Here is an 8852-nt window from a genome sequence, read left to right as displayed (position 1 = left end):
GGCCCCGCGACCGGAAGTGGTCGCGGGGCCTTTTTCGTGCAATTTCAGCGAAGAGCGCTCAGGCGCGCACGCTTGCGGGGGCTTCCTTGCAGGCCGCGTCGGTTTTCTTCGCGCCGCCGCCGACAAGTGAGATCGCAAGGAACCCGGCGACGATGAGGACCACGAAGCCGAGCGTCACCTTGCCCAGGTGCTTGTCGATCACCGCCTTGATCGGCGCACCGAACAGGCGGAAGGCCACGCCCACGATCATGAAGCTGATCGAGCGCGAGATCACCGAGGCGACGAAGAAGACACCGAGATTCATGCCGATGAAGCCGGCGGTGATCGTCAGCAGCTTGAAAGGGATCGGCGTCGCGCCCTTCACGATGATGATCTCCGCGCCGTATTCGCGCAAATAGCACGCCGCCGTCGGGAAGCTCTGCTCGAGATGGAGCAGACGCAGCAGCGCCTCGCCGAAGGCCGCGAAGGCGAAATGGCCGATCGCGTAGCCGAGCAGTCCGCCCAGCACCGATCCCGCCGTGGCGACGGCCGCGAAACGCACCCCCTTCTTCGGCTCGGCCAGGCACATCAGGCCCAGCATGGGATGGGGCGGAATGGGAAAGAAGCTCGCCTCCATGAAGGCGAAGGCCGCCAGCCACCACTGCGCGTGGCGGTGCGAGGCCTTGGCCATGGTCCAATCATAGAGACGGCGCAAAACACCACCTCCCGCATGCTCCGACATCGATGTCTCCGGTTAACCCCTTGGGTCCGGCACGCTTAAGCGGAGCGCCCCCTTGCCGCAAGCTATAACCTATCTGGTTATATCACTTGACATCACAAACCGATATTGGTACATAAGGAGAACAGTGCCGGTCGCGACTCGCTAGAATCCCCGGCCCCGATCCTCCTCCCCCCGATGCCCGAATGGAGAACCCATGGCGGACATGACTTCGACCAGCACGGCCGCGCGTCCTGCCCGGCCGCGCCGTGCGCCCAGCCGGACCGTTGCCCCGCGCAACTGGCGCCGCCGCTTCCTTGCCGAACTGGCCGCGACCTCGAACGTCACCGCCTCGGCCAAAGTCGCGAAAGTTTCCACCTCGACCGCCTACGAAGCGCGCCGCGACGATCCCGAGTTCTACCGCCAGTGGCAGGAAGCGCTGTGCGAAGGCTACGACCACCTCGAGATGACGCTGCTCCAGCGCCTGCGCGAAGGCGAGATCAAGCCCGCCGGCGGGGCGAAGCGCGGCACGCGCGTGTTCGACAACGCCACCGCCTTTCGCCTGCTCACCGCGCACCGCGAATCGGCCGCACGCCAGCGCGCCATCACCGAGAACCGCAACACCGATGCCATTCTCGATGCGATCGACGCCAAGATCGAGAAGATGCGCACCCGCAGTTTCACGCCCGTCACCAAGGAGCCGGATCAGGACCCGCGCGATGCACAGTGAGCCGCTCTCGATCCTCCTCGCACTTGCGCCGCGCGAACGGCGCCGCCAGCTCGCCACGCTCAGCGATGCCGAGCGCGAGGAACTGGCAACCTACTGGAAGCTCTGGGCGCGCCCCGAACAGCTCGCCCCCCAGGGAGATTGGCGCACCTGGCTGATCCTGGCCGGGCGCGGCTTCGGCAAGACCCGCGCGGGGTCCGAATGGGTGCGCGCGGTGGCCGACGCCGATCCCGAGGCGCGCATCGCGCTCGTCGGCGCAAGCCTCTCCGAAGTGCGCGCGGTCATGGTCGAGGGCGAGAGCGGCTTGCTTGCGATCTGTCCCGCGCGCCGCCGCCCGGTCTTCGAGCCCTCGCTGCGCCGCCTCGTCTGGCCCAACGGCGCGCAGGCCTTGCTGTTTTCGGCCGCCGAGCCCGAGTCGCTGCGCGGTCCGCAGCACAGCCACGCCTGGTGCGACGAGATCGCCAAGTGGGACAACGCCTCGAGCCGCGCCATGCGCGCCTTCGACAACCTGTTGCTCGGCCTGCGCCTGGGTGAAAGTCCGCAGCTGCTCGCCACCACCACCCCGCGTGCGGTGCCGATCCTGGCCCGTCTCCTCGACGAACCACCCGAAACCCTCGTGGTGACCCGCGGGCGCACCGAGGACAACGCCGCCAACCTGCCCCAGCGCTTCCTCAACCAGGTGCGCCGTACGTACGGGCGCAGCCAGCTCGGCCGCCAGGAACTCGACGGCGAACTGATCGCCGACATCGAAGGCGCGCTGTGGACCCGCGCCCTGCTCGAAGGCTGCCGCGGACCTGCGCCCGCCGACCTCGTGCGCGTCGTCGTCGGGGTCGATCCCCCGGCCTCGGCCGGGGGCGATGCCTGCGGGATCGTCGTCGCCGGTCTCGATGCGGCGGGAAACGCGCACGTCCTCGCCGACGCCTCGGTGCGCAAGGCCAGCCCCGAACGCTGGGCCCGCGCGGCCGCCGGAGCCGCGCAAGCCTGGAATGCCGAGCGCGTCGTCGCCGAGGCCAACCAGGGCGGCGCGATGGTCGCCAGCGTGCTGCGCGCGGCCGACCTCGCGCTGCCCCTGAAGCTCGTCCACGCCAGCCGGGGCAAGTCCGCCCGCGCCGAACCCGTCGCCGCGCTCTACGAGGCGGGCCGGGTCCACCACGCCGGGACCTTTCCCGAACTGGAAGACGAGTTGTGCGGCCTTGTCGCAGGCGGCGGCTACCAGGGCCCCGGACGCTCGCCCGACCGCGCCGACGCGCTGGTCTGGGCCTTGAGCGAACTCCTGCTGGGCAAGACCACGCAGCCGCGCGTTCGCCTCGCCTGAGGCCGAAGCGGCTCCCGCCCCCGATCCTGAAATCCCCTCTTCCCCGCCGTGGGAGAAAGGCCGGTCATGTCCTTCCTCGATAGCCTCGTCGCCGCGTTCAAGGGCGAAACCGCGCGCTTGCCGCTGGCACGCGCCGCCTCCGCCTCGCCCTGGTTCTTCGCCGACGCGGGTTCCACCCGCGCGCCCTACGAATACACCAGCGCGGTCCAGCGCGCCTATCTCGAGAACCCCGTCGCGCAGCGCGCGGTGCGCCTCGTCTGCGAAGGGATCGCCGATGCGCCCTTGCGCCCCTGCGATCCCGGCCTCCTCGCCCTCGTCAGCGCGACGAGCGCGGGCCAGTCGCTGCTCGAGACGCTCGCCGCCCAGCTCCTGCTTCACGGAAACGCCTACGTGCAGGTCCTGAAGGACGCGCGCGGCCGTCCGGTCGAGCTCTTCGCGCTGCGCCCCGAGCGCGTGACGATCGTCGCCGGGGCCGATGGCTGGCCGAGCGCCTACGCCTACGACGTGGCGGGCAAGCGCATCGCGATCCCCCTGCTCGACGAGGACGCCGCGCCCAATCTCATCCACATCCGCCACTTCCATCCGGCCGACGACCATTATGGCGCGGGCTGTCTTGCCGCCGCCGACCAGGCCGTCGCCACCCACAACGCCGCCGCCGACTGGAACCGCCAGCTGCTCGAGAACGCGGCCCGCCCCTCGGGCGCGCTCGTCTACGACACCGGCGATGGCCAGCCGCTTTCGCCCGACCAGTACGACCGGCTCAAGAGCGAGCTTTCCACCTCCTTTACCGGCGCGGGCAACGCCGGGCGACCGATGCTGCTCGAGGGGGGCCTCTCCTGGCAGGCCATGGCGCTGAGCCCGGCGGACATGGACTTCGCGACGCTGAAAGCCGCCGCCGCGCGCGACGTCGCGCTCGCCTTCGGGGTGCCGCCAATGCTGCTCGGGCTGCCCGGCGATGCGACCTACGCCAATTACCGCGAGGCCAACCGCGCGCTCTGGCGGCTCACCCTGCTGCCGCTGGCGGGCAAGATCCTGGGCGCGATCGCCGAAGGCCTCTCGCCCTGGTTCCCTAAGGCCGGTCTTGCCGTCGACCTCGACCGCGTCCCCGCGCTTGCCGAGGACCGCGAGCGGCTCTGGTCGCAAGTGAGTGCGGCGGACTTCCTCGACGAGGACGAGAAGCGCGCCCTGCTCGGCCTGTCGCCCCGTCAGGCGACGCGCCCGGCCTCCTCGCGCCCCTCCCATCAGGAGAACAAATCATGAACCAAAAGGATATGCTGGTCGGGTTGCTGGCCCAGGCGGCAAGCGGGGGTTCGGACATCGTCACCTTGCGCGCGATCGTCGAGGAAGCGAGCGAACTGGGCGCGCAGCGCATGCTGGTCCTCGTCGGCCTCGACGACGAGACCGCACCGGGCGACCTTTCCGAGCTGCGCGAGCTCCTGCGCGCCTGGCGCGATGCCAAGACCAGCGCGCGCAACGCGGCGGTCGGCTGGGCGGTGCGCGGACTTCTCGCGCTGCTGCTGGTGGGACTCGCGGTGCGCCTCGGCGCCACGGACCTGCTCCAGTGATCGCGCCCGCTCCCCTCCCCCCCGCCCAGCCGCGCGCCACCGCGCGCCGCGCGCTGCGCTTCGCCGGCTACGCCGCGCTGTTCGACCTGCCCGATGCCGGGCGCGACACGATCCGACGCGGCGCCTTCGCCCAGACGCTCGCCGCGCGCGAAGACCCGCTGCCGCTGCTCTGGCAGCACCGCGCGGACTTGCGCATCGGCTGGATCGAAGCTGTCTCCGAGGACGCGCGGGGCCTTCGCGTGATCGCCGCGATCGACAATCCCCAAGGCGCCGCCGCGCTCGCCCTCGCGCGCGGCACGGTCACCGGCCTCTCGTTCGGCTACCGCGCGCGGGTCAGCCGCACCGGCCCAGCCGGCCGCGAACTGCTCGGCCTCGACCTCTTCGAAGTCAGCCTCGTCACCCATCCCATGCAGCACGGCGCGCGCGTCCACCTCGTTTCCTGAGACGCCTGCCCGCTCACCCTGCCTTCCCATTTCTCCCGGCCGTCCCTCGCCGGCGGCTCCCATCCCCCGCGAAAGGTGTACCTTCATGGAAAATCCCGTCCCGAACGAACAGCTCGATGCCTCGTTCGATCTCGTCACCCGCATGGACGCGGCCGAGCAGAGCGTGGAAACGCTGCGCGGCGATGTCGAAGAGGTGAAATCGCGTCTTGAACGCGTCAGCCGCGCCGCCGCCCGTCCGGTCATCGCCGGCAGCGCGGAAGGCGCGCCCAGCCTCGAACTCAAGGGCTTCGTCGAGGGCTACTTGCGCTCGGGTCGCGAGACCGAATGGAAGTCGCTTTCGGGCGCGGTCGCCACCGACGGCGGCTATGCGGTCCCGCGCGAAATCGACGCGATGATCGCCGCCCGGCTTCGCGCGATCAGCCCGATCCGCTCGATCGCCCAGGTCGTCCAGACCGGCACGGCGGGCTACCGCAAGCTGATCACCACCAGCGGAACGGCCTCGGGCTGGGTCAGCGAGACGGCCGCGCGCCCGATCACCGGCACGCCCTCCTTCGCCGAGATTGCCCCGCCCACGGGTGAACTCTACGCCAACCCGGCGGCCAGCCAGGCCATGCTCGACGACGCCCAGTTCGACGTGCCGACCTGGCTCGCGAACGAGATCGCCACCGAATTCGCCCGCGCCGAAGGGGCCGCCTTCATCAGCGGCACGGGCTCCAACCAGCCGATGGGCTTCCTCACCAACGCAACCAGCGCCTCGATCGATTCGGCACGCACCTTCGGCACGCTCCAGCACGTTGTCTCGGGCAACGCGACCGGCTTCGATACCGCGCCCGAACTCAAGCTCATCGACCTCGTCCAGAGCCTCAAGTCCGGCCATCGCCAGGGCGCGAGCTGGGTGATGAACGCCAAGACGCTCGCCGCCGTGCGCAAGCTCAAGGCCACCGACGGCTCGTTCCTGTGGCAGCCGGGCGTGATGGAAGGCCAGCCCAACCGCCTTCTCGGCTACCCGGTGGTCGAGGCCGAGGACATGCCCGACATCGCGGCCAACACCCTGCCGATCGCCTTCGGCAACTTCCGCGCGGGCTACCTCATCGCCGAGCGCAGCGCGACCGCGATCCTGCGCGACCCCTTCACCAACAAGCCCTTCGTCCACTTCTACGCAACCAAGCGGATCGGCGGCCAGATCCTCGATTCGGACGCGATCAAGGTGCTCAAGATCTCGACCTGATCCTGACCCGGCCGCGGGGCGCGGGGGGCCAAGGCGACACCGGAGTTTCCCCTCCTCCGGCGCCGCCTCTCCCCTCCCCGACCGCAGCCCGGCCCGCGTCGTCGTCGCCCCCGCCCTCCCCCTACCGGATGGGTCGACGGGCGACGCGGGCCACCCTTTCGCCTCCGCGAAACGCCCCCACCCCCACGAACCTCAACGGAGATGCCGATGAACCGGGTCATCCTCACGCCCGCCACGCTGCCGGCATCGGCCCTCGCCGAGCTCAAGCAGTGGCTCGGCATTACGACCGGCCACGATGACGACGCGCTTGCCGCGCTGCTCGCCGCCGCCCTCGAAACCTGCGAGGCCTTCATCGGCCGCCTCCCGCTCGAGAGCGCGTGCGAAGAGATCCTGGGTGCCAGTGGCGAATGGTGCGCGCTTGCGACCCGCCCGGTCCTCGCCGTCACCGCGCTCGAGGCCATCGCGCTCGACGGCACGCGCAGCGCGCTCGGCCTGGCCGACTACGCGCTTGCCCTCGAGGCCGACGGAACCGCCCGCGTGCGGATCACGGCGCCGGGCGAAAGCCGCCGCATCGCGGTGCGCTTCACCGCCGGCATTGCCGCAGAGTGGGACGACCTTCCCCCCTCGCTGCGCCACGGCATCATCCGCCTCGCCGCCCACCAGCACCGCGAGCGCGAGAGCGATGGCGCCGCTCCGCTGCCGCCCGCCTCGGTCGCCGCGCTGTGGCGCCCCTGGCGCCGGATGCGCCTCGCATGAGCGGCCCGCGCCTTTCGAGCGACGCCGCCGCGCGCTTCGACGCTCTCGCGCCCCGCCTCGCCGCGCACGCCCGAACGCTCGCCACGAAGGCCGCCACCGCCCGCGCCCTCGCCGCCCGGGACGAGGATGCCGCCTGGCGCCGCGCCGATCTGGTCTGGCCGCTCTTCGCGAAAGGATAACCGATGGAAGAGCTCTTTCGCGCCGCACTCGTCGACTGGCTCCGCGCCGACACGATGCTCGCGGCCAGCCTCAACGCGATCACCGAGGAAGCCCCGGCGCGCGCCGCGCTTCCCTGGCTCGCGCTTTCCGCCAGCAGCAGCGCCGACTGGAGCGGCAAGACCCACGAGGGGCGCGAAGTGCGCGTCGCGCTCGAACTGCAATGCCGCGGCGATGTCCCCGGCGCCGCCGCGGCCCTCGTCGGACAGATCGAGGCGCGCATCGCCGAGCTGCCCGATTACCTGGACGACCTGCAGCTGGTGACCACCCGCTTCCTGCGCGCCCGCTCCGAACAGCGCAGCGGCAATCGCCGCGCGGTCCTTCTCGAATACGCCTTCCGGCTCATCCTAGAGAGCTGATTGCGAACCGATCCCCACCCATCAGGAGACCCGTCATGAGTGCCCAGAAAGGCAGTGCGTTCCTGCTCAAGATTTCCGACGGCGCCGCCACGCCCAGCTACCAGACCGTCGCCGGCCTGCGCACCACGCAGATGTCGGTGACGGGCGAGACGATCGTCACCACCACCAAGGACAGCGGCGGCTGGCGCGAACTGCTTTCGGGCGCGGGGACGCGCGCGGTCTCGGTCAGCGCGGCGGGTATTTTCCTGGGCAGCCAGGCCGAGGCGCAGATCCGCGTCAACGCCATGGCCGGCACGCTCGACGACTACGAATTGAGCTTCGAGGACGGTGAGAAACTGCGCGGTCGCTTTCTCGTCCAGCGCCTCGACTACGCGGGCGATTTCAATGGCGAGCGCAACTACACGCTCCAGCTCGAAAGCTCGGGCGAGGTCACCAGCGCGTGACCCCCAACGAGAACGCACCGGCCAACCCCCTACGCGGCGAGGCTAGCCTCCTCGTCGCGGGCGAGACCCACCGCCTGCGCCCGAGTTTCGCCGCGCTGGTTGCCGCCGAGGAGGAGCTCGGCCCCCTCTACGCGATCGTCGAAAGGGCGGGAGCAGGCCACTTGCGCCTCGCCGAAGTGGCGGCGCTGTTCTGGCACTGCCTCGATCCGGTCCGCCCGGCGCCGCGCGAGGCGGTCGGCGAGGCGGTCGTCGCGCTCGGCCTTGCGCGCTGCGCGGGTCCCTTGCGCGTGCTGATCGGCCAGATCCTGCGCGGCTCGGCGTGAACCCGCTGGACCGGCGCTTCGCAGGCCAGGCCCTCGTCCTTTGCGGTCTGGCCGCACGCGCGCTGGGCTGGCGACCACACGAATTCTGGCAGGCGACCCCCGACGAACTGGCGAGCGTCCTTGCCCCGCCCCCGGCCGACCCCTCGTGCGGGCTCGACCGCGCCACCTTCAACGCCCTCATGGAGCGAGACAATGAGCGATGACATCGACACCCTGATGATCGAGGTACGCGCCGGCACCGAAGGCTTCGCACGCGACATCGCCGCGATGCGCACGACGCTCGACGGCGGCCTCGGCGAGGGCTTCACCCGCGTCGGCGAGCGTTTCGAGCGCAGCCTGGCAGGCGCGATCAAGCGCGGATCGCTCGGCTTCGACGACCTCAAGAGCGCGGCCTTCTCGGCCTTTGACGCCATCGCGGCGCAAGGTGTGCAGTCCCTCCTCGGTGCGGCCACCGGCGGCGCGGGCCTGGCATCGGGCCTGGCATCGGGCTTCGAGGGGCTCGCCTCGGGCCTGATGGGCCTGCCCGGTCGCGCCACCGGCGGCAACGTTTCGCCCGGACGCGGCTATGTCGTGGGCGAGCGCGGTCCCGAAGTCTTCGTGCCGACCTCGGCCGGACGGATCGAGCCCAATCCCGGGCGCGTCGCCACGCGCGACGTGCGCGTCTCGATCGCGCTTGCCGGCGAGCGCGGCGCCAGCGCCCCCCGCGCCTTGCAGCGCTCCTCGCGCCAGATCGCCAGTTCGGTGCGCCGCGCCCTCGTCTCTTCCTGATCCCGAACCCAA

At 70.9% G+C, this 8852-nt stretch carries 14 protein-coding genes; 13 read left to right on the top strand and 1 reads right to left on the bottom strand.

What is annotated here, in order from left to right; all coding sequences use genetic code 11:
* Positions 1-58 precede the first annotated feature (58 nt).
* Positions 59-721 (bottom strand): YqaA family protein, encoded by a 663-nt coding sequence (locus HT136_RS05315; protein WP_214198529.1) that lies wholly within the window; start codon positions 719-721, stop codon positions 59-61.
* 193 nt (positions 722-914) lie between these two features.
* Between HT136_RS05315 and HT136_RS05310 the strand changes: the two genes are divergently transcribed.
* The 13 genes from HT136_RS05310 (at position 915) to HT136_RS05250 (ending at position 8840) form a co-directional block, all read left to right on the top strand.
* Positions 915-1427 carry a hypothetical protein gene (locus HT136_RS05310; RefSeq protein WP_246543381.1) on the top strand — a complete coding sequence of 171 codons (513 nt, stop codon included), beginning with the start codon at positions 915-917 and terminating at the stop codon, positions 1425-1427.
* A complete protein-coding gene (locus HT136_RS05305; protein ID WP_214198528.1) occupies positions 1417-2739 on the top strand; it encodes a DNA-packaging protein in 1323 nt (440 codons plus the stop codon). The genes HT136_RS05310 and HT136_RS05305 overlap by 11 nt, the downstream gene beginning before the upstream one ends.
* Positions 2740-2805: 66 nt before the next feature.
* Positions 2806-3999 (top strand): phage portal protein, encoded by a 1194-nt coding sequence (locus HT136_RS05300; RefSeq protein WP_214198527.1) that lies wholly within the window; start codon positions 2806-2808, stop codon positions 3997-3999.
* Complete coding sequence (locus HT136_RS05295; RefSeq protein WP_214198526.1) at positions 3996-4304, top strand: DUF6127 family protein; 309 nt, start codon at positions 3996-3998, stop codon at positions 4302-4304. Before HT136_RS05300 ends, HT136_RS05295 begins: the two co-directional genes overlap by 4 nt.
* A complete protein-coding gene (locus HT136_RS05290) occupies positions 4301-4747 on the top strand; it encodes an HK97 family phage prohead protease (RefSeq protein WP_343222112.1) in 447 nt (148 codons plus the stop codon). Before HT136_RS05295 ends, HT136_RS05290 begins: the two co-directional genes overlap by 4 nt.
* Before the next feature lie 85 nt (positions 4748-4832).
* Positions 4833-5975, top strand: coding sequence for a phage major capsid protein (locus HT136_RS05285; protein WP_214198525.1), 1143 nt, complete (start codon positions 4833-4835; stop codon positions 5973-5975).
* A gap of 207 nt (positions 5976-6182) precedes the next feature.
* Positions 6183-6731 (top strand): head-tail connector protein, encoded by a 549-nt coding sequence (locus HT136_RS05280; protein WP_214198524.1) that lies wholly within the window; start codon positions 6183-6185, stop codon positions 6729-6731.
* Positions 6728-6910, top strand: coding sequence for a hypothetical protein (locus HT136_RS05275; protein ID WP_214198523.1), 183 nt, complete (start codon positions 6728-6730; stop codon positions 6908-6910). The genes HT136_RS05280 and HT136_RS05275 overlap by 4 nt, the downstream gene beginning before the upstream one ends.
* Before the next feature lie 3 nt (positions 6911-6913).
* Positions 6914-7306: a DUF3168 domain-containing protein gene (locus tag HT136_RS05270; protein ID WP_214198522.1), complete on the top strand. Its 393-nt coding sequence runs from the start codon at positions 6914-6916 to the stop codon at positions 7304-7306.
* Positions 7307-7341: 35 nt separating this feature from the next.
* Positions 7342-7749 carry a phage major tail protein, TP901-1 family gene (locus HT136_RS05265; protein ID WP_214198521.1) on the top strand — a complete coding sequence of 136 codons (408 nt, stop codon included), beginning with the start codon at positions 7342-7344 and terminating at the stop codon, positions 7747-7749.
* Entirely contained in the window at positions 7746-8072 is a 327-nt protein-coding gene (locus HT136_RS05260; RefSeq protein WP_214198520.1) for a gene transfer agent family protein, read from the top strand. The genes HT136_RS05265 and HT136_RS05260 overlap by 4 nt, the downstream gene beginning before the upstream one ends.
* The gene (locus tag HT136_RS05255) at positions 8069-8275 is read left to right on the top strand and encodes a phage tail assembly chaperone (protein ID WP_425516878.1); all 207 of its coding nucleotides are present in this window, start codon (positions 8069-8071) and stop codon (positions 8273-8275) included. The genes HT136_RS05260 and HT136_RS05255 overlap by 4 nt, the downstream gene beginning before the upstream one ends.
* Entirely contained in the window at positions 8265-8840 is a 576-nt protein-coding gene (locus HT136_RS05250; RefSeq protein WP_214198519.1) for a tail tape measure protein, read from the top strand. The genes HT136_RS05255 and HT136_RS05250 overlap by 11 nt, the downstream gene beginning before the upstream one ends.
* The last annotated feature ends 12 nt before the right edge of the window (positions 8841-8852 follow it).

The sequence above is a fragment of the Novosphingobium profundi genome (assembly GCF_018491765.1).
Taxonomy (GTDB): Bacteria; Pseudomonadota; Alphaproteobacteria; order Sphingomonadales; family Sphingomonadaceae; genus Novosphingobium; species Novosphingobium profundi.
This window is presented reverse-complemented; position numbering and strand designations above follow the sequence as displayed.

Bases quoted from the DNA above. Each gene is read 5' to 3' on its own strand.
- HT136_RS05315 (WP_214198529.1), bottom strand. From the start codon at position 721: ATGTCGGAGCATGCGGGAGGTGGTGTTTTGCGCCGTCTCTATGATTGG.
- HT136_RS05310 (WP_246543381.1), top strand. From the start codon at position 915: ATGGCGGACATGACTTCGACCAGCACGGCCGCGCGTCCTGCCCGGCCG.
- HT136_RS05305 (WP_214198528.1), top strand. From the start codon at position 1,417: ATGCACAGTGAGCCGCTCTCGATCCTCCTCGCACTTGCGCCGCGCGAA.
- HT136_RS05300 (WP_214198527.1), top strand. From the start codon at position 2,806: ATGTCCTTCCTCGATAGCCTCGTCGCCGCGTTCAAGGGCGAAACCGCG.
- HT136_RS05295 (WP_214198526.1), top strand. From the start codon at position 3,996: ATGAACCAAAAGGATATGCTGGTCGGGTTGCTGGCCCAGGCGGCAAGC.
- HT136_RS05285 (WP_214198525.1), top strand. From the start codon at position 4,833: ATGGAAAATCCCGTCCCGAACGAACAGCTCGATGCCTCGTTCGATCTC.
- HT136_RS05280 (WP_214198524.1), top strand. From the start codon at position 6,183: ATGAACCGGGTCATCCTCACGCCCGCCACGCTGCCGGCATCGGCCCTC.
- HT136_RS05275 (WP_214198523.1), top strand. From the start codon at position 6,728: ATGAGCGGCCCGCGCCTTTCGAGCGACGCCGCCGCGCGCTTCGACGCT.
- HT136_RS05270 (WP_214198522.1), top strand. From the start codon at position 6,914: ATGGAAGAGCTCTTTCGCGCCGCACTCGTCGACTGGCTCCGCGCCGAC.
- HT136_RS05265 (WP_214198521.1), top strand. From the start codon at position 7,342: ATGAGTGCCCAGAAAGGCAGTGCGTTCCTGCTCAAGATTTCCGACGGC.
- HT136_RS05250 (WP_214198519.1), top strand. From the start codon at position 8,265: ATGAGCGATGACATCGACACCCTGATGATCGAGGTACGCGCCGGCACC.